The sequence below is a fragment of the Bacillus amyloliquefaciens DSM 7 = ATCC 23350 genome (genome assembly GCF_000196735.1).
Lineage (GTDB): Bacteria > Bacillota > Bacilli > Bacillales > Bacillaceae > Bacillus > Bacillus amyloliquefaciens.
On record NC_014551.1, the window covers coordinates 2,680,530 to 2,700,179 of the forward strand.

Sequence of the window (19,650 nt, forward strand, 5' to 3'; positions counted from 1 at the left end):
TTCTCCTTTCTATTACGAGCCGACCGCAGTCTGTCTCTTTAATCCGTCTATATTGCAATCCAGCACCAATTGCCGGTTCACTGCATTCAGATAAGCTTTTGCAGAAGCTTCCAGAACATCATGCGCGATTCCCCGCCCTGATGATTCTTTTCCGTTCACGGTGACTCTGACATAAACTTGAGCCAGCGCGTCTTCGCCTTTCCGGTTGGACTGGATGCGGTAATCCAACAGTTCAATATTTTTATCGATGCAGCGCCCGAGCGTGTTATAAACGGCTTCTACGCTGCCCGCTCCTGTTGCCGCCTCTTGAATTAGCTGTTCGTTTTCCTGATTTCGCAAAGAGACTGTTGCAGTCGGCACCTGAGACGTCCCGTAATGCACTTGCAGAGACAAAAATTCATAGCCGATTTTTTTGTCCGTCACTTTTTCTTCTAAAATAAGAGAAATCAGGTCATCATCGGTGATTTCTTTCTTCTTTTCAGTCAGTTCTTTAAACATCGTAAAAAATTTATTGATTTCATCACTGTCAAACTGGAATCCAAGCGCATTCAGGCGGTCTTTGAACGCGTGGCGTCCGGAATGCTTTCCGAGCACGAGCGCCTCAGCAGTCACACCTACAAGTTCCGGTGAAATGATTTCATATGTTGATTTCTCTTTCAGGAAACCGTCTTGGTGAATACCTGACTCATGTGCGAAAGCATTATCTCCGACGATCGCTTTATTGCGGGGAACGGCCATTCCCGTCAGTTTGCTGACAAGATCACTCGTCCGCTTTAACTCATGAAGGGTGAGAGATGAATCAGCCTGATACGCGTCATTTCTGACATGAAGCGCAACGGCGATTTCCTCAAGCGCGGCGTTACCGGCTCTTTCTCCTATTCCGTTAATGGCGCATTCAATTTGATCAGCCCCGTTTTCAATTGCCGAAAGTGAGTTGGCAACCGCCATTCCGAGGTCATCGTGGCAATGGGCTGAGAGTTTTGCCCGGCTGATATTAGGAACGTGTTCCTTCATATATTTAAAGATATTTCCGTATTCAGCAGGCGTCAGGTAACCTACAGTGTCCGGGAGGTTGATGACGCTCGCGCCGGCATCAATCACTTTTTCTACGATTTCAGACAGAAACGGAAGTTCAGTTCGGCATGCATCTTCCGCTGACCATTGAACGAGCGGAAAGCGTTCTTTTGCATACTTCACCATTTCAACCGCTTTTTCCTTAACCTCTTCCCGCGTCATTTTCAGCTTATGCTTCAGATGAATGTCAGAGGTGGCGATAAAGACGTGAATCCGCGGGCTGACTCCGTCTTTCAGCGCTTCCCAGGCTGCATCGATGTCACCTTTGACAGAGCGGGCAAGCCCTGTTACCGAACAATTTTTAATCGTTCTTGCGATTTCCTGCACGGCTAAAAAATCACCTCGGGATGAAGCGGGAAATCCCGCTTCAATAATGTCCACCCCGAGTCTCTCAAGCTGCTTGGCTATCGCCAGTTTCTCCCGTGCATTAAGGTTGACTCCGGGAGATTGTTCACCGTCACGAAGAGTCGTGTCGAAGACATTAATTTTGCGCAACGGAGACCACCGCTTCCTTCTTTTTGCCTTGTTTGACAAACGGCATCATTTCACGAAGCTGTCTGCCGACTTTTTCAATCTGATGCTCGTTTTCACTTGCATTGATCGCATTGAAACGAGGACGGTTCACTTGGTTTTCCACGATCCATTCTTTTGCGAATGTACCGTTTTGAATATCAGTTAATACTTGTTTCATAGATTCTTTTACCTTCGCGTCGACTACGCGCGGTCCTGATACAAAATCTCCCCATTGAGCCGTATCGGAGATTGAGTATCTCATGCCTGCCAATCCTTCTTCATACATTAAGTCTACGATCAGCTTCAGTTCATGCAGACACTCAAAATATGCAAGTTCAGGCTGGTATCCGGCTTCTGTCAGCGTTTCAAAACCTGCTTTGACAAGCGCCGTTAAACCTCCGCAGAGAACAGCCTGCTCACCGAACAGATCCGTTTCCGTTTCTTCTTTAAATGTTGTTTCAAGAACCCCCGCACGCGCTCCGCCGATTCCTTTTGCATAAGCAAGCGCCGTGTCTTTCGCTTCGCCTGATACGTCCTGGTAGATGGCAAACAATGCCGGTACGCCTGCGCCTTGTTCATATGTTCTTCTGACAAGGTGTCCCGGCCCTTTTGGAGCGACAAGGAATACATCAACATCAGCAGGAGGCACGATCTGATGGAAATGGACGTTAAATCCGTGTGCGAATACCAATGATTTGCCCGCTGTCAATTCATCTTTGATTTCAGCTTCATATACTTTTTGCTGCTGTTCATCCGGAAGCAGAACCATAATGATATCAGCCTGGGCAGCCGCTTCTCTTACAGAAAATACTTGATGACCGTCTTCTTGGGCCTGTGTAAATGATTTGCCTTGTCTGACGCCGACAATAACATCAATTCCGCTTTCTTTTAAGTTCAGCGCATGTGCATGACCTTGTGAACCGTAACCGATAATCGCTACTTTTTTACCTGCCAATACGTTCTCTTTGATATCACCGTTATAATATACTTTTACCATTTTAATCTCTCCCTTTTTTGTGTTATACAATTGAAATTGTTTTATTGGATGACGCCTTCTGCTGGGTTCCCCTCGCAAAAGCCGTTGTGCCTGTTCTCGCGATTTCTTTAATGCCATAAGGTTTGAGAAGCTCTATAAGCGCTTCGATTTTATTGGATTCGCCGGTGACCTGAACGACGATGCTGTCTCTTGAGACATCAACGACGGAAGCCCTGAACGGTTCAATAATTCCGTTCATTTCCGTTCTGGCCGACGGTGCGGAAACAACTTTAATTAATGCAAGCTCACGCTGTACGATCGATTGGTTTGTGATATCCGTCACTTTCAGGACGTCAATTTGTTTGTTCAGCTGCTTTGTCAGCTGCTCTACGTCATTTTCGCCTTCCACATGGACGACAAATGTAATCCTTGAAACACCGCTAGTTTCCGTGTGGCCTACAGTAATGCTTTCGATATTGTAGTGTCTTTTTGTAAACAGTCCGGTGATCCGGTTTAATACTCCCGAGCGGTTGACCACCGTTAATGTGATAATGCGTTTCAAGGTTTCACCCCCACCATTTCATGAAGTCCTTTACCGGGCGCAATCATCGGGAATACTTTTTCGCTTTTGGCGACCCGGACGTCAATAACGACCGGCTCTTTTGATGAAAGCGCCTTTTGCAGCTCTTCTTCCGCCTCTTCTTCCGATGAAATCCGGACGCCTGTAATGCCGTAGGCTTCTGACAATTTGACAAAGTCAGGCTGCGCCGAGAATTTGGATTCAGAATAGCGTTCTTCATAGAAGATTTCCTGCCACTGTCTGACCATGCCCAGACATTCGTTGTTCAGGATAATCACTTTAACCGGAAGATTCAGCTGCCGGATGACATCTAATTCCTGCAGAGTCATCTGGAAACCTCCGTCTCCGAGGATTGCAACGACCGTGGCATTACGATCAGCCAGCTGCGCTCCGATAGCTGCCGGAAGGCCGAAGCCCATTGTGCCGAGACCTCCAGAGGTCACCCACTTATCCGCCTTTCGGAAAGGATAAAACTGAGCCGCCCACATCTGATGCTGGCCGACATCCGTCGCCACAATCGCCTCACCGTTTGTGAATTGGTGAATATACTCAATCAGCTTTTGGGGTTTAAAGCCCTCTTCTCTGTTGTCTGTATACCAAAGCGGATATTCTTCTTTCCATTCTGAAAGTTGCTGTTTCCATTCCTCCGAGTGTCCCTGTTTTCCGTTTTGCTTCAATAATTCCTGAAGGACGATTTTACTGTCGCCGACCACCGGAATCTGCGTTTCAATAATTTTTCCGATTTCGGCAGGGTCAATATCGATATGCGCCACCTTGGCGGACTTTGCAAAATGCTTCAGGTTCCCCGTCACGCGATCATCGAACCGCGCTCCGATGCTGATCAGCAAGTCACAGTGGTAAAGCGCCATATTCGCTGTGTATGTGCCGTGCATCCCCGCCATCCCCAGAAAAAGCGGATGGTCTGCCGGGAAACCGCCCAGACCGAGAAGCGTGTGCGCTACGGGAATTTGCTGCTGTTCAGCATAATTTTTTAAATCTTCTGAAGCTTTACCGTGCAAAACACCCGCTCCGGCTAAAATAACCGGCTTTTGCGCACTGCTGACAGCTTCCACGAGCTTTCGGATCTGCAGATAGTTAGGCTCTTTTACCGGCTGATACCCCGGAAGGCTGATCTCGTGATCATACCTGAATTCCCCTTCAAATGATGCGACATCCTTCGGTATATCAATTAATACCGGGCCCGGTCTTCCTGTTGTGGCGATATGGAACGCCTCTTTAATCACACGGGGAAGATCTTCCGGACGGCGAACCTGATAACTGTGTTTCGTAATCGGCATCGTAATTCCTAAAATGTCAGCTTCCTGAAAAGCGTCGCTGCCGATGACCGAAGTGGCCACCTGACCGGTAAACACCACGAGCGGCAGTGAATCAATCATCGCATCCGCAAGACCGGTAACTAAGTTTGTCGCTCCCGGTCCGGAAGTAGCGATTACAACCCCCGGCTTCCCGGAAACTCTCGCATACCCTTCCGCCGCATGAATCGCACCTTGCTCATGGCGGGGCAGGATGTGAACCAATCCTGATTGATACAACTTATCGTAAATCGGAAGAACGGCTCCCCCCGGATAGCCGAAGATCATTTCGACATTTTCTTTCTTTAATGATTCAATCAGCATTAAAGCCCCGTTCATTGTCTTTGTACAATCGGCAGACAGAGTATCCGCCTGTACATTTGTGCCCATTTTCAGTTCCTCCTTTTCAATGTTCCCTTCTAAAATCCAATTCATAAAACGAAGCGCCGGCTGACGCAAATAAAAAAGCCTTCCCACCCACATTCAGCCAAGCATTTTATGCGATAGCCAAAAGGGGCGAAAAGGCTTGCTTTCCGCGGTACCACCCTTGTTTACGGTCATATGAGACCGTCTCATGGATAATTACTATCCGTTTTGATAACGAGTAAACATTGACGTTCACTCGGCCGAGTCCTACTCTTCACATTTCAGACCGGCACTCTGAGGCGAGTTCACTTTGGTTTGTTTTTGCCGGCTCTCAGCGTTACCGGCTCTCTGTGAAAAACTTCAGCAAAGCTACTTATCCTCTTCTGCGCTTTTTATTATGGCGGCTCTTTTATTTAAAAAAGAACCTTCATTTGTTTGTTTTTTCAGTGTTTTATGATTTTTCTTTTTAGTGTGAATCATTTAATTATTTTTGTTTGAACTCATATTACGCTCGTTTACAGGCAGTGTCAACAGCATTTTTATAATTATTAGACTATTTAGATTAATCAATCTACTTTGTATACGCTTTCATTACTGATACAAAAGGATCGGTAAATGTTAAAAGTTTTTATAATTTTTTTGTTAATCTCTTAAGATTACATGAAATTTTTCCGTTCATATACGAATATGTCACATTTTATTCCAAGATTTTTCACGGTCTTTCCGTCCCGCCTGTCAGATATTCAGTTCAGATTGAACAGGCTCTTTATACAGACATACGCATACACTATTCTTATCTCGTGAAGAAATGAGTGATGTCATGAATAAGATGTTATCAGGCATGCAGGGCCTGCCTCCTGGATTTCCGCCTTTACCGGTTTTACCGCCGCAGTCTTATTATCCTCCGGCTCCGATGCATACAGCCCCATATCAGGCCGGTCCTTCTTTTCAGCAGGGATTTCCGCCATCCGGTTACGGGCAGCAGACCCCGCAAAGCACGCTGGCATTCTCCGGACAGCAATTCGTCCCGTACCCTTATACATCCGGGTACTACGGCCAAACCTTCAGTGACGTCGGAGGAAGCCTCGGCACCGGGACACATCCCGGCGCACTCGGAGGCGGTTTCAGCGGCGGCCATACCGGCTTCAGCGCTCCAAGCGGATTCAGATGATATAAAAAACCGGCCCCGCACGGCCGGTTTTTTCTTACTTACAGGGTATAACGGTCATTCCATTGATTCAATTCCTGCTCCGTATAGTAATCAGCCCTTGAAACCTCAACAATAATTAAACCGCATTGAGTGATTAAAAATTGTTTCAGCTCCTCAAACAGCTCATCTTTTCCGCAAAAGATGGTTTCTATATTGTAATTCTTATATGCAAATGCGTACTTCAAAAGCTAATTCCTCCCGCTGTCTTTCTATCGATTATTGACAAAATGTATGATAGAAATTAGATAATTTATCACTCAAGGGCGCCTTAAGTATCTTTATACATATATTTATTACGGTAAATATTACATTAAGTTTCATTTATATTAAAATTACTTTACAATTTTCATAAAATACGGAACTTTTGTTTCGTAAAAAAATAAAATACAAAAAAACCTCAAACCCATTGACAGGGCTTGAGGTTTTTAATTATACGTCCCAGGAGAGATTCGAACTCCCGACCGACGGCTTAGAAGGCCGTTGCTCTATCCGGCTGAGCTACTGGGACATGAAAATCAAATCGTTCTGCTGATCATTTTACCATGATGTCAGCGAATTTACAATATGGTCATCCGATAAAAAAGGCCAGCGGCATCAGTTTTCACTCTGATGTCACCAGCTCTTTTTTTGTACGTCCCAGGAGAGATTCGAACTCCCGACCGACGGCTTAGAAGGCCGTTGCTCTATCCAGCTGAGCTACTGGGACAAGATTTTGCTTTATGTATCAGCGACAAGATTTATTATATACAGGTTCATATCATAAGTCAATATTTTTTCAGAAACTTTTTATGGGGAAGAAAGAAATCTTCCCCATCACATGTTAAAAGCTGATTGTATTCCTCAAGTCCTTCAATTCCTGACCTGTTTCGTCGTAAAAAGCCATGGCGCCTTCACTTTCTGTGAGAGTAAGAATGGCATAGCTTTTCACATTGCGGACTCTCGGAAGGCGGATGCTCCCCGGGTTAATCAAAAGCTTGCCCCGAAGCACTTCACTTCCGGCAATATGCGAGTGGCCGAAGCAGACAATATCCGCTCCAAGCTCTTCCGCCCGGTAAAAAACAGTTAAAAGTGACTGTTTAATGCCGTGAAGATGTCCGTGAACGGCCAGGATTTTCTTTGAACCGGCATCCAGCAGGAGTTCGTCCTGAAATCCGCCCCCAAAGTCGCAGTTGCCTTTCACCGTATGATACGGTGTGAGCGCAGGATGTGCGGCGTCAAGCTCTGAATCACCGCAATGAATCATCAGATCCACTTCGTCTTCGTGCCGCTTCGCGATCGTTTCCAGTTCGTCTTCAAGGCCGTGACTGTCACTTATCATCAGCACTTTCATTGCATTACGCTCCCCCTTACGCATCAAGCAGCTTTGACAGTTTCTTGAGCGCTTCAGCCCTGTGGCTGATTTTGTTTTTCTCAGCGCTTGTCAGCTGGGCCATGGTTTTATCTTTATCCTTTACAATAAAAATGGGATCATAGCCGAACCCGTTATCTCCCTCGGGTTCTTCTGCAATATATCCTTCAACATGGCCTTCGACCGTTTTGGTTTCCTGCCCCGGCATGCTGACGGCAAGGGCGCAGCGGAAACGGGCCGTACGCTGCTCTTTTTCGATGCCTTTTAATTCTGACAGCACCTTGTCCATATTCGCTTTATCATCTTTTGCTTCGCCTGCATAACGGGCTGAATAAACGCCCGGTCTGCCTCCCAGGTTGTCCACTGATAAACCGGAGTCGTCCGCAATGACCATTTTGTTTACGGCTTTTGCCACCGCTTCCGCTTTTAAAATGGCGTTTTCTTCAAAGGTATGTCCGGTTTCTTCAATTTCTTCCGTAAATCCGATTTCCGCCAAAGAAGAGACACTGTAGCCTTTCGGTTCGAGTATTTCTTTAAATTCTTTCACTTTTCCCGGATTGTGTGTCGCAATAATGGCTTCTTTCACGCTGATCAGGCCTCTCTTTCTTTATTTCAGTTCAGGCAATGTATCTCCAAGCACTTCTTTTTGTTTTTGAATAAGCGTCTGGATTCCTTTTTCGGCAAGGCTTAACAGTCCGTTTAAATCTTCACGGGAGAATGTGGCTTCTTCGCCCGTCCCTTGAAGCTCCACAAAACGTCCGCTTCCCGTCATGATGATATTCATATCGACTTCAGCCGCTGAGTCCTCTTCATAATTCAGATCCAAAAGAAGGCCTTCTTCTTTATCCATCCCGACAGAAATGGCCGCGAGATAGTCTGTCACAGGAGAGGTTTTGATAACGCCGCTTTTTACGAGTTTGCCGGCCGCAATGGCCATTGCCAAGAAAGCGCCGGTAATGGAAGCCGTTCTTGTTCCGCCGTCCGCTTGAATGACGTCACAGTCGATCCAGATCGTCCGTTCGCCGAGCTTCTCCAAATCAACGACGGCCCGGAGCGCGCGCCCGATCAGACGCTGGATTTCCATCGTTCTTCCGGAAACCTTTCCTTTTGAAGATTCTCTTATCGTTCTTTGATTCGTGGCGCGGGGAAGCATGCTGTATTCCGCTGTGATCCAGCCTTTTCCTCCGCCGCGTAAAAATGGCGGCACCCGGTCTTCCACTGATGCATTACAGATGACCTTTGTGTTTCCCGCTGTAATTAAAACAGAGCCCTCCGGGTGAGTGATAAAATCCAAATCAAATGTGATAGGTCGCAGCTCATCGTGCTGTCTTCCGTCGTGTCTCATATTTTACCTCCGATTATATGTACATAAACCTTTTGTTCCGGATTGTGAATAAAGAAAGAGGCAGCCGGAACGCTAACCTCTTTTTTACTAGTATATCAAAAATCGCAAATTAAAAACTACCCGTATTCACTTGGGACGGCCTCGAAACAGGTTTTGAAAGGGATTCTCCTTTTTCATTCACCAGTTCTGACTTTCCGTTTACTTTTATAGAAACACTTTTTATCGACGGCTGTTCTGTTAATGTGAGGACGATGCTGTCCAGTACGCCCGATGATACCATTTTTGTTTTTTCATCGGCGCTTCCGTAAATAGAGCTGTTAAAATCAAGTGTAACCTGGCCGTCTTTTACTTTCGGCTTGCTGAGGAGCTTAACATCGTTATTAAAGTCCGTCAAAAGCCCGCTTGCTTTGCCCGGTCCGTCGGCGAGCTGCTCAACGGCTGCGGTGATGTCGTTTGTTTCTGAATTGTCAATCCGCTTTGTGACAGGCACGTAGTATTCACTGGTCTCTGTTTCCGCCAGATAATACACAGTCAGCGGATGGGTGTCTGTCAGATCATTCACTCCGGCGGTTTCAATATTAATCCCGTCTTTTCTGCTTAAGTCGCCCGTAATCGGCGTGCCGCCCACAGGCATTTCTTTCAGTTCATGCCCGTTAATTCTGATTTTGACTTTATCTATTGAGCTGAATTGGGTAAGCGTCCATGTAATCGATTGCAGGATTTTTTGTTCGTCTTCTTTTTTGTAGTTTTTAAATTCCTTCGAAAAATCAGCGACGGCGGTACCGTCTTTTTTAATGTCAACATTTACCGTCGTATCCGCAGGGAGCACCGCTCTGAAGCCATTCGGCAGGATTTCTGACACAGGCCCTCCCTGAACCAAATACTCAAGGGCCTGCTTTGCGGTTCCCTCACTGTTCGGAAGAGGCAGTGTCTGTGCTGCGACATAGCCGTTTTTATCAATCAGATACAGCTCTCTCATGACTGTATTGGCCGGCTGATCGGCTTTAGATGTGCCGTTTTTTTCTGACTGCGTTGATTTCGCCTGAATTCCCGCTTCATCTTTTACATATGAAATGTCTTGAGGCGGGTCGATTTCCCCGGCTGTTTTATCGGATTGAAACAAACCGCATCCTGATAATACAAAAGCCGAAGTAAGACATGTTGCAGCAATGACTGCAGGTCCTTTTTTCAGCATACTTTTCCCTCCTAAGGCTGTTTGTACTATGATGTATACGAGCCCTGTGCGGGAAATAGACCGGGATGCGCAAAAAAACCCGCCGTAAACAGCGGGTTTTTTGATTTATTTTCTGATCGGCTCTTGAAGGGAGATGCACTCGACATGGCCGATTTCATGACCGAACCAGTCTTCGGCAATTTTTGCGAAGCCGTTCCGCTCTCCCGTTGTTAGAAACTGATGCTCCGGTGCATGTTTCGATTGGTTTAACAAACCTTTATAAGACAAAATGGTGCTCACTTCTCTCGCTGTCTCGTCTCCGGAGGAAATGATTTTCACATGCTTTCCCATATAATCCTGAATCGGATCTTTTAAAATCGGATAATGCGTGCACCCTAAAATCAAGGTGTCAATTGCTGTACCTTTTAAAGGCTCAAGCGATGCTTCGACCGCTTCCGCCGCCGATTCCTGAAGAAACCGTCCGCTTTCCACAAACGGCACCAGCAGCGGGCAAGCCATGTTCTCGACTTGAAGGTCTGCATTTAATCCGAGCAGCGCCTGCTCATACGCTCGGCTTTTAATGGTATTTATCGTGCCGATGACGCCGATATGCTGATTTTTCGTGACCTTGATCGCCGTTCTCGCACCCGGCTGAATGACGCCGACAACCGGTATATCCGTTTTGCGCTGAATATCCTCCAAGGCAATGGCCGTGGCCGTATTACAGGCGATCACGAGCATTTTGATATGGTGGTTTTCCAGCAGGTAATCGGTCATTTCCCACGTGTATTGAAGAACTTCTTCTTCAGGACGCGGGCCGTACGGGCAGCGTTTTGTATCTCCCACATAGATGATATTTTCCTTCGGTAGCTGTCTCATGATTTCCTTGGCAACGGTTAACCCGCCAACCCCGGAATCAATGACTCCTATCGGCTGTTCCAACAAAATCGCCTCATTTTCTTTTCATTTCATGCTGCAGTTTCAATAATGACTTTTCGAAGAGGGCTGTTTCTTCTTCGGAAAATGTCTCAAACATGTCCCGCAAATAAGCCTGCCTTTTCAAAATCACTTCCTGGATAATACGCTCTCCTTCAGCGAGAAGATGAATTCTGACGACACGTCTGTCAGCTGGGTCTTTAACCCGCTCGACAAGCTTATTTTTTTCCATGCGGTCTATCAGATCCGTCGTCGTGCTGCAAGCCAAATACATTTTGCCTGATAATTCGCCTATTGTCATATCCCCCAATTCATAAAGCCATTGAAGCCCCACGAATTGCGGCGGTGTAATTGAATATTGGTTAAGGATTTCTCTTCCTTTTTGTTTAATGATCGCAGCGATATGGCGGAGTGATTTTTCGATATCCGCAACATGCTCTACAGATTTTGATGTCATTTGTCCATCCCTCACTCAAGGATCTTTCTGGGCTATGCGCTCCGTGTCTATTTTCCTTCTTTTTTTAAAAAAATGCAAGACTGACGGAGAAAAAGGGAAAGCCGGGATTTTCACCGCATGCCCATTTTCCTGGGCGCCAACACAAATAACCGGCTCCTTCTCGTAAAGAAGGAAAACCGGCAAGAATCAGAGCTCTAGCTCACCCATTCTAAGAAGCTCGACAACAGCTTGCGAACGCCCTTTCACACCTAACTTCTGCATGGCATTTGAAATGTGATTCCGTACAGTTTTTTCACTGATAAATAGCTCGCTTGCAATTTCCTTTGTTGTCTTGTCTTGAACGAGCAATTCGAATACTTCTCTTTCTCTTTTGGTCAGCAGCGGCTTTGATTGAAAATCTTTCTCCTTCAAGTATTGTAATCCTCCTTGCTAAGGTGAGAGCGAATCTGAAACGAATGGGTTTATATAGTCAAGATATCATATGTAAAGGGCGCTTCGGAGGTGACGTCACTTAGAGAAATAGTTATCTGCTCAGGAGAGCAGGATGCCTTTCTCCCGCTCCGTCCAGCTGACCGCTTTGCCGCTTGTCTTTGACACTTGAACCATAACGACGGAACCGGTAAAGCACGGCAGGCCTGACTCATTTTCTCCAAGGTAATGAAGGGTGACGGACGCATTTCCGACAGAGCTTGCTTTGACATGAATCCGCAGGTTTTCATACGGCATCACCTGACGCATATAGTCGCACTGCTGGCTTGCGACGACCGTCATCGTTTCCGAATTTTGCGCTGATATGCCCCGCTGTTTAAAATAAGCGATCCGGGCTTCTTCAAAATAGATGAAAGGGATTACATTATTCATATGGCCGAACATATCCGTTTCTGAAAACCGAACCGTCACTTCAGTGAAGAAAGAAAACGACTGTCTCCACTCTTCAAACGGGATGTCAATATATTGCGGTTGTTTCATCACCTTCAGCTCCTTATAAAAAAACCTCTCCCGTGCGGAAGAGGCTCTTTTTTTCTTTCTTATACTCTGTCGCTTCCGAAGAAATTGCGGAATGCTTGTAAATTCGTATCTCTGTTCAAAGCAGCGATTGAAGTCGTGAGCGGAATGCCTTTCGGGCAGGATTGAACACAGTTTTGTGAATTCCCGCAATCTCCGAGGCCGCCGTCTGTCATTAAAGCTTCTAAACGTTCTGACTTGTTCATCGCGCCCGTCGGATGGGCGTTAAACAGACGCACTTGCGACATCGGGGCAGGCCCCATGAATTTCGATTTGCTGTTGACATTCGGGCAGGCTTCGAGGCAGACGCCGCATGTCATGCATTTAGACAATTCATATGCCCACTGGCGGCGTTTTTCCGGCATTCTCGGTCCCGGTCCCAAATCGTAAGTCCCGTCAATCGGCACCCATGCTTTCACTTTTTTCAGTGAATCAAACATTCTGCTGCGGTCCACCTGAAGGTCACGGACAACCGGGAATGTTTTCATCGGTTTCAGACGGATCGGCTGTTCCAGCTTATCAACCAGCGCCGTACATGACTGGCGCGGTCTTCCGTTGATGACCATGGAGCAGGCGCCGCATACTTCCTCAAGACAGTTCATGTCCCATGCAACCGGCGTCGTTTTCTCCCCTTTTGCATTAACGGGATTTCTGCGGATTTCCATCAGGGCAGAAATCACATTCAGATTCGGACGGTAATTGATTTCAAATTCTTCATCGTATGGCGCGCTTTCGGGCGTATCCTGGCGTGTAATGATAAACCGTATCTTTTTCTCACTCATGATTATTTCGCCACCTTCTTCTTCGAGTAGTCGCGTTTACGGGGCGCAATCAGTGATACATCGACATCCTGATATTCAAATTCCGGAGCTTCAAACGGACCGGCATGTTTAGCCATTGTCGTTTTGAGCCACTCATCGTCATTTCTTTCAGGGAAATCCGGTTTATAGTGCGCTCCCCGGCTTTCATTTCGGTTGTATGCGCCGAGCGTGATGACTCTGGCAAGCTGAAGCATGTTGGAGAACTGGCGGGTGAACATTGCCCCTTGGTTGCTCCATTTAGTCGTATCGTTGATATTGATTTTCTTAAAGCGTTCCATCAGCTCTTGAATTTTGTCATCCGTTTTCAAAAGCTTGTCGTTGTGGCGCACCACCGTTACGTTAGCCGTCATCCATTCTCCGAGCTCACGGTGAAGCACGTAAGCATTTTCATCGCCGTCCATCTTCATGATATCGGCCCATTTTTCTTCTTCTTTTTTCACATAGGAATCAAATAATGAAGAAGACATGTCTTCCGCTGATGTTTCAAGTCCTGAAACATATTTCACCGCATTCGGACCGGCAACCATTCCTCCGTAGATGGCGGAAAGCAGAGAGTTCGCCCCTAAACGGTTTCCTCCGTGCATTGAATAATCACATTCACCCGCTGCGAACAATCCGCGGATGCTTGTCATCTGATCATAATCAACCCACAGGCCGCCCATTGAGTAGTGAACAGCAGGGAAAATTTTCATCGGAAGCTTGCGCGGGTCATCCCCCATGAATTTTTCATAGATTTCAATAATGCCGCCAAGCTTAACATCAAGCTCTTTCGGATCTTTGTGCGAAAGATCAAGATACACCATGTTTTCTCCGTTGATGCCGAGTTTCTGATTCACGCATACGTCAAAGATTTCACGTGTCGCAATATCCCGCGGCACGAGGTTTCCGTAAGCAGGATATTTTTCCTCAAGGAAGTACCAAGGTTTTCCGTCTTTATACGTCCAGACTCTTCCGCCCTCACCGCGCGCCGATTCACTCATCAGACGCAGTTTATCGTCTCCGGGAATTGCTGTCGGGTGAATTTGGATAAATTCGCCGTTAGCGTAGTAAGCTCCCTGCTGATAAACGATTGATGCGGCAGATCCCGTGTTGATCATGCTGTTTGTTGATTTGCCGAATACGATTCCGGGTCCTCCCGTCGCCATAATAACGGCGTCAGAACGGAATGACTCGATTTGCATATTGGTCAAATTTTGAGCTACGATACCGCGGCACGTGCGCTCATCGTCAAGAACGGCGCCGAGGAATTCCCAGCCTTCGTATTTTGTGACGAGACCCGCCACTTCATATCTGCGCACCTGCTCGTCCAGAGCGTAAAGAAGCTGCTGACCCGTCGTCGCTCCCGCGTATGCTGTTCTGTGGTGCTGTGTACCCCCGAAACGGCGGAAGTCCAAGAGCCCTTCCGGCGTTCTGTTAAACATAACCCCCATGCGGTCCAATAAGTGGATAATGGACGGCGCTGCTTCACACATCGCTTTTACAGGAGGCTGGTTTGCCAAAAAGTCGCCTCCGTATACCGTGTCATCAAAATGCTCGAACGGAGAGTCTCCTTCCCCTTTTGTGTTGACAGCTCCGTTTATCCCGCCCTGCGCGCAGACCGAGTGAGAGCGTTTGACCGGAACGATGGAAAACAATTTAACGGCCGTGCCTGATTCCGCTGCTTTAATTGTCGCCATGAGGCCGGCAAGACCCCCGCCGACTACAATAATGCTTGATTGACTCATGATAGCCCCTCTCCCTCTAGTAATCTAGTTCTCTTACACAAACGCAAAAATTGCTTTTAGACCGACGTATGAAAGCGCTAAAAATATAATCAGCGTCACGTAAGTCGAAATTCTTTGAGAACGCGGCGTGACCGTGATCCCCCATGTGACCGCAAAAGACCATAAGCCGTTTGAAAAGTGAAAAATGACCGATAAAACGCCTACAATGTAAAAACCGAGCATGAACGGCGAGCTCAAAATATTCGCCATCATATCAAAGTTGACTTCAGCGCCCATCTGTGCGGCAATCCGCGTCTGCCACACATGCCAGCTGACGAAAATAAGGGTGAGAATACCAGTGACACGCTGAAGCACAAACATCCAGTTTCTGAAATAACTGTAGTGGCCAGCGTTGTTTTTCGCAGTAAATGCTATGTACACACCGTAAACCGCATGATAAATTAAAGGTAAGAAAATAATAAAAATTTCTAACGCATACCTGAACGGCAGACTGTCCATAAAGCCGGCCGCCTTGTTAAACGCATCTGCTCCCCTTGCGGCAAATTGGTTGACGACTAAATGCTGGATCAAAAAGATGCCGACCGGAATAACACCGAGCAAGGAATGCAATCTTCGAAAATAAAACTCTCTGTTCCCAGACATTACTTTACCCCCTGTTTGATTTAAGTGCGAAATGTGCTAAAATCTCTGCCCCCACTTCGTTTCAATTGTAAGCACTTTATTAAAATTTATTGACAATTTCATTTTACTCCTCCCTCAAATGAGCGTCAAGAAAACGTGTACATAAATTATAATTTTCCGAATTGATTATCTGACGGGAAAATTTTATTTTCCTGCGATATCTTTCTCACTTTTTTTCACGTGTTTTATAGGATCATCCTGTAATCCTCCCCCCTGTTTAAGCTATAATAAACGAAGGAGAGAGGGGAATACATAATATGAAGAATAATTATGAAGCAGCTTTAGAACCTTTAACTGAACTCGACGTCAGCGCATACGGCTACGAATTAATCCGGGAAATCGTGCTTCCGGATATCCTGGGCCCGGAACATTCATCCATGATGTATTGGGCGGGAAAACGCCTCGCCCGCAAATTTCCTCTTCAATCGTGGGAAGAAATCCCCGCCTTTTTTGAAAAAGCCGGCTGGGGAACTTTGACAAACACCGGATCAAAAAAGCAAGAGCTTGAATTTGAACTGGAAGGACCGCTCGTATCCAGCAGGCTTAAACATCAGAAAGAGCCGTGTTTTCAGCTTGAAGCCGGTTTTATAGCCGAACAGATTCAATTGATGAACGATCAGATTGCAGAATCTTATGAACAGGTAAAAAAGAGAGCGGATAAAGTCGTCCTGACTGTAAAATGGGATATGAAGGACCCTGTATAATTGAAAAAAGGCGGTGACTCCAAGTCCCGCCTTTTTGCCTGCCCGTTTATACGGCAGACGGCTGTTTAGAAAGCTCAAACGCATCGTGAAGCGCTTCGACCGCTTTCACCATATCATTTTCGCTGACAACCGTTGATACTTTTATTTCAGATGTGCTGACCATTTTTACTTGTACATTTTTTTCCGCCAGTACGGCAAACATGTCTGCAGCGACGCCGGGATTTGAGACCATGCCTGACCCGACAATGGATACTTTCGCCAGCTTTCTTTCAGTTTCAATTTTTTCATAGTCAAGCGCGTTTTTATATTCTTCAAGCACAGCGACCGTTTGAGCGGCATCTTCCGTTTTCACTGAGAAAGAAATGTCCGCTTCCCCATCGTCCGCCTGTGTCTGAATAATGATGTCAACGTTGATGTTTCGTTTTGCCAAGGCGGTGAAGATCGTTGAAAGGGTTGTCAGTCCGCTTGTCAGGCCTGTAACGGACACCCTCGTGATCTGGTCTTCAAATGCAATTCCTCTGACGATTAAATTCTGCTCCATTGATGATTCCTCCTCAATTAACGTTCCCGCTTCATGTTCCGTACTTGACCGCACTTCCAAAGGCACTTGATAGTTTTTCGCGAACTCAACCGCCCGCGGGTGAAGGACACCCGCTCCGAGATTTGCAAGCTCAAGCATTTCATCATAAGAAATCCCCGCCAGTTTTCTCGCTGACCGGACGTACCGCGGATCTGTCGTAAACACGCCCGGAACGTCTGTGTAAATGTCACATTTATCCGCTCCTAATGCTGCGGCAAGAGCGACCGCCGTTGTATCGGAACCGCCCCGTCCGAGCGTCGTAATGCCGCCGTCTTCCGTTACGCCCTGAAAACCGGCGACGACTGTAATCCTGCCTTCAGCAAGCTGGGCCTGAATTGCCGTGATATCAATATCCGTAATTCTCGCATTGCCGTGGACGGCTTCTGTGCGGACACCCGCCTGCCATCCCGTATAAGAGACGGCGTCATATCCTTTTTCCTGAAGCGCCATGGCTAAAAGCGAAATCGTGACCTGCTCTCCCGTAGACAGAAGCATATCCATTTCACGTTTACTTGGCTCAGATGTGATTTCCGCCGCCAGGTTAACGAGCGCGTCGGTTGATTTTCCCATTGCCGAAACGACGACTACGACGTCATGGCCTTTTTGCTTTTCAGCAATGGCTCGATTTGCGGCATGTTGAATTTTTTCGGCAGAGCCGACGGAAGTGCCTCCGAATTTTTGTACGATAAGACCCATACTAGACCACCCTTTACATTTTGGTTCGTGCGGGTGAGGAGAAAAGAGCGTTTTGTTCACAATAAAAAAAGCAATGAGAGGAATAGCTCTCATTGCTTTTTCATATCATTACGACTGATTATGAACAACGAGATAGCCCTCCAAGAAAATGAATTCTTGACAGCCTTACATTTATTTAATGCAAGGCCAGCAAAACACACCGATGGGATGTGATTCACTTCGGCGACGCTCCCCTTTCAGCTTTTCTCGCAGAATCCATCATTCTCAAAAAGCTTACTATTGAAGTTCGCACCTCTATCTTCACCTTATAACACGATCTTATGAAATTAGTTCACATTCTAGCAGGTTTTTCAGAAAAGCACAATACTATTTTTTCAATTTTTCAAACAGCATCTGAGCCGCCGCAGCCGGCACACCGGCTTTTTTAATATCGTCAAGGCTTGCTTCCTTCATCTTTTTGACGGATCCGAAATGCTTTAAGAGCATTTTTTTGCGTTTTTCGCCGATGCCCGGGATATCATCCAAAACGGATTGAAAGGCGCTTTTTCCCCGGATCTGCCTGTGAAAACTGATCGCAAAGCGGTGAACTTCGTCCTGAATGCGCTGAAGCAGGTAAAATTCCTGGCTGTTCCGCTCCAGAAACATCGGTTCAAGCGGATCGCCGATCAAAAGGTTGGATGTTCGGTGTTTATCATCCTTCGCCAATCCCGCTACAGGGACATCAAGGCCGAGCTCATTTTCGAGCACGTCGCGCGCCGCATTAATCTGTCCTTTTCCGCCGTCAATGATGATTAAATCCGGCAGCGGGAGATTTTCGCGGAGCACCCTCGAATATCTTCTTCTGACGACTTCCCTCATAGAGCCGTAATCATCAGGCCCTGTTACGGTTTTAATTTTATATTTGCGGTATTCCTTTTTATTGGGCTTACCGTCAATAAAGACAATCATGGCCGACACAGGGTTTGTGCCTTGAATATTGGAGTTGTCAAACGCTTCAATCCGATGCGGCGTGTAAATGTTCAGCGCCTCACCGAGCCGTTCGGCAGCACCGATTGACCGTTCCTCATCCCGTTCGATTAATGAGAATTTTTCCCGCAGAGCGATTTTCGCATTTTTGTGCGCAAGCAAAAGCAGCTCTTTTTTCGGGCCCTTTTTCGGCTGATGCACGGCGGTTTCCAAAAGCTCGCTGATCATGTCCCTGTCCACGCTGTCAGGCACCAGAATTTCTTTAGGCAGAAAGTGATTGTTTTTAGAATAGAACTGGCCGATGTAGGTCAGAAATTCTTCATCCGCTTCCTGATACATCGGAAACATGCTGACATCGCGTTCAATCAGCTTTCCCTGGCGTATGAAAAAGACCTGGACGCACATCCAGCCTTTATCGTAGGCATAAGCAAACACATCGCGATCCAAAAGGTCATTCATGGTCATTTTCTGCTTCTCCATCGTCGATTCGATGTGAGCAAGCTGATCGCGGAATTCTTTAGCCCGTTCAAATTCAAGCTTTTCCGCCGCCTCTGTCATTTTCTCTTCAAGCTCTTTTTTGACCTCGTTATGCCCTCCCTTTAAAAAACGGGTGATATCTTCAACCAGCTCGCGATTTGTCTCCTCAGAAATATCTTTAACACAAGGAGCGAGGCATTGTCCGAGATGATAATAAAGACAGACGCGGTCCGGAAGCTTCGAGCACTTCCTGAGCGGGTATAGGCGGTCCAGCAGTTTTTTCGTTTCCCGCGCCGCCTGCACATTCGGGTACGGGCCGAAATAGCGCCCTTTGTCTTTTTTGACATTCCGGGTGACAATAAGCCGCGGATGGCGTTCATGGGTGATTTTAATAAAGGGATAGGTTTTGTCATCTTTCAGCATGACATTGTATTTCGGATCGTATTTTTTAATCAGATTCATTTCCAAAATAAGCGCTTCAAGATTGGAGGAGGTCACGATATATTCAAAGTCCTCAATCTCCGTCACAAGCCTTTGGGTTTTTGCGTCGTGAGAACCGGTGAAATAGGATCGCACCCTGTTTTTCAGCACCTTCGCTTTCCCCACGTAGATGACTGTTTTTTGACGGTCTTTCATTAAATAACAGCCCGGCTGATCGGGAAGGAGGGCCAGCTTTTCTTTCAGTTGTTTATTCATACGTTACC

At 46.7% G+C, this 19,650-nt stretch carries 20 protein-coding genes, 2 tRNA genes, 1 riboswitch and 1 other annotated feature; of the genes, 2 read left to right on the forward strand and 20 right to left on the reverse strand.

Annotated features, from left to right (window positions below; all coding sequences use genetic code 11):
* Positions 1-12 precede the first annotated feature (12 nt).
* The 4 genes from BAMF_RS33775 to ilvB are packed head-to-tail and all read right to left on the reverse strand — an operon-like array spanning position 13 to position 4,846.
* Positions 13-1,569, reverse strand: coding sequence for a 2-isopropylmalate synthase (locus tag BAMF_RS33775; protein WP_014470787.1), 1,557 nt, complete (start codon positions 1,567-1,569; stop codon positions 13-15).
* Positions 1,556-2,584 (reverse strand): ketol-acid reductoisomerase, encoded by a 1,029-nt coding sequence (ilvC, locus tag BAMF_RS33780; protein WP_007408142.1) that lies wholly within the window; start codon positions 2,582-2,584, stop codon positions 1,556-1,558. The genes BAMF_RS33775 and ilvC overlap by 14 nt, the downstream gene beginning before the upstream one ends.
* A 22-nt stretch (positions 2,585-2,606) precedes the next feature.
* Positions 2,607-3,125 carry an acetolactate synthase small subunit gene (gene ilvN / locus BAMF_RS33785; RefSeq protein WP_013353088.1) on the reverse strand — a complete coding sequence of 173 codons (519 nt, stop codon included), beginning with the start codon at positions 3,123-3,125 and terminating at the stop codon, positions 2,607-2,609.
* Positions 3,122-4,846, reverse strand: coding sequence for an acetolactate synthase large subunit (gene ilvB / locus BAMF_RS33790; protein ID WP_014470788.1), 1,725 nt, complete (start codon positions 4,844-4,846; stop codon positions 3,122-3,124). Before ilvB ends, ilvN begins: the two co-directional genes overlap by 4 nt.
* Before the next feature lie 119 nt (positions 4,847-4,965).
* Positions 4,966-5,217: a binding site (T-box leader), on the reverse strand.
* Between the two features lie 425 nt (positions 5,218-5,642).
* On the opposite strand from ilvB, the gene BAMF_RS33795 reads away from it, so the two are divergent.
* A complete protein-coding gene (locus BAMF_RS33795; protein ID WP_014472150.1) occupies positions 5,643-5,993 on the forward strand; it encodes a hypothetical protein in 351 nt (116 codons plus the stop codon).
* 38 nt (positions 5,994-6,031) lie between these two features.
* Here BAMF_RS33795 and BAMF_RS33800 read toward each other — a convergent pair whose 3' ends face one another.
* From BAMF_RS33800 to sdhC, 14 genes are all read right to left on the reverse strand, one after another.
* A complete protein-coding gene (locus BAMF_RS33800; RefSeq protein WP_013353091.1) occupies positions 6,032-6,217 on the reverse strand; it encodes a hypothetical protein in 186 nt (61 codons plus the stop codon).
* 249 nt (positions 6,218-6,466) lie between these two features.
* Positions 6,467-6,540: transfer RNA gene (locus tag BAMF_RS33805), tRNA-Arg, on the reverse strand.
* A gap of 124 nt (positions 6,541-6,664) precedes the next feature.
* Positions 6,665-6,738: transfer RNA gene (locus BAMF_RS33810), tRNA-Arg, on the reverse strand.
* A 114-nt stretch (positions 6,739-6,852) separates the two neighbouring features.
* Complete coding sequence (locus tag BAMF_RS33815) at positions 6,853-7,362, reverse strand: YfcE family phosphodiesterase (RefSeq protein WP_013353092.1); 510 nt, start codon at positions 7,360-7,362, stop codon at positions 6,853-6,855.
* A gap of 16 nt (positions 7,363-7,378) precedes the next feature.
* The gene (locus BAMF_RS33820; RefSeq protein ID WP_088030569.1) at positions 7,379-7,975 is read right to left on the reverse strand and encodes an XTP/dITP diphosphatase; all 597 of its coding nucleotides are present in this window, start codon (positions 7,973-7,975) and stop codon (positions 7,379-7,381) included.
* A gap of 12 nt (positions 7,976-7,987) precedes the next feature.
* Complete coding sequence (gene rph, locus BAMF_RS33825) at positions 7,988-8,725, reverse strand: ribonuclease PH (protein ID WP_013353094.1); 738 nt, start codon at positions 8,723-8,725, stop codon at positions 7,988-7,990.
* A 109-nt stretch (positions 8,726-8,834) separates the two neighbouring features.
* Positions 8,835-9,920, reverse strand: coding sequence for a GerMN domain-containing protein (locus BAMF_RS33830; protein WP_013353095.1), 1,086 nt, complete (start codon positions 9,918-9,920; stop codon positions 8,835-8,837).
* Positions 9,921-10,025: 105 nt separating this feature from the next.
* The gene (racE, locus tag BAMF_RS33835; RefSeq protein WP_013353096.1) at positions 10,026-10,844 is read right to left on the reverse strand and encodes a glutamate racemase; all 819 of its coding nucleotides are present in this window, start codon (positions 10,842-10,844) and stop codon (positions 10,026-10,028) included.
* Positions 10,845-10,851: 7 nt separating this feature from the next.
* Positions 10,852-11,292: a MarR family winged helix-turn-helix transcriptional regulator gene (locus BAMF_RS33840; RefSeq protein ID WP_013353097.1), complete on the reverse strand. Its 441-nt coding sequence runs from the start codon at positions 11,290-11,292 to the stop codon at positions 10,852-10,854.
* A 186-nt stretch (positions 11,293-11,478) separates the two neighbouring features.
* The gene (gerE, locus tag BAMF_RS33845) at positions 11,479-11,703 is read right to left on the reverse strand and encodes a spore germination transcription factor GerE (protein ID WP_003152579.1); all 225 of its coding nucleotides are present in this window, start codon (positions 11,701-11,703) and stop codon (positions 11,479-11,481) included.
* A 120-nt stretch (positions 11,704-11,823) separates the two neighbouring features.
* A complete protein-coding gene (locus BAMF_RS33850) occupies positions 11,824-12,261 on the reverse strand; it encodes an acyl-CoA thioesterase (RefSeq protein ID WP_013353098.1) in 438 nt (145 codons plus the stop codon).
* 59 nt (positions 12,262-12,320) lie between these two features.
* Positions 12,321-13,079 carry a succinate dehydrogenase iron-sulfur subunit gene (gene sdhB / locus BAMF_RS33855; RefSeq protein ID WP_013353099.1) on the reverse strand — a complete coding sequence of 253 codons (759 nt, stop codon included), beginning with the start codon at positions 13,077-13,079 and terminating at the stop codon, positions 12,321-12,323.
* Positions 13,080-13,081: 2 nt separating this feature from the next.
* Positions 13,082-14,842: a succinate dehydrogenase flavoprotein subunit gene (gene sdhA / locus BAMF_RS33860; protein WP_013353100.1), complete on the reverse strand. Its 1,761-nt coding sequence runs from the start codon at positions 14,840-14,842 to the stop codon at positions 13,082-13,084.
* Positions 14,843-14,875: 33 nt separating this feature from the next.
* Positions 14,876-15,484 (reverse strand): succinate dehydrogenase cytochrome B558, encoded by a 609-nt coding sequence (gene sdhC / locus BAMF_RS33865; RefSeq protein ID WP_003152571.1) that lies wholly within the window; start codon positions 15,482-15,484, stop codon positions 14,876-14,878.
* A 296-nt stretch (positions 15,485-15,780) separates the two neighbouring features.
* Between sdhC and BAMF_RS33870 the strand changes: the two genes are divergently transcribed.
* A complete protein-coding gene (locus tag BAMF_RS33870; protein WP_013353101.1) occupies positions 15,781-16,227 on the forward strand; it encodes a YslB family protein in 447 nt (148 codons plus the stop codon).
* 46 nt (positions 16,228-16,273) lie between these two features.
* Here BAMF_RS33870 and BAMF_RS33875 read toward each other — a convergent pair whose 3' ends face one another.
* Entirely contained in the window at positions 16,274-17,503 is a 1,230-nt protein-coding gene (locus BAMF_RS33875) for an aspartate kinase (RefSeq protein ID WP_013353102.1), read from the reverse strand.
* A gap of 125 nt (positions 17,504-17,628) precedes the next feature.
* A riboswitch (Lysine riboswitch) is annotated at positions 17,629-17,808 on the reverse strand.
* Between the two features lie 61 nt (positions 17,809-17,869).
* Positions 17,870-19,642: an excinuclease ABC subunit UvrC gene (uvrC, locus tag BAMF_RS33880; protein ID WP_013353103.1), complete on the reverse strand. Its 1,773-nt coding sequence runs from the start codon at positions 19,640-19,642 to the stop codon at positions 17,870-17,872.
* Positions 19,643-19,650: the final 8 nt, after the last annotated feature.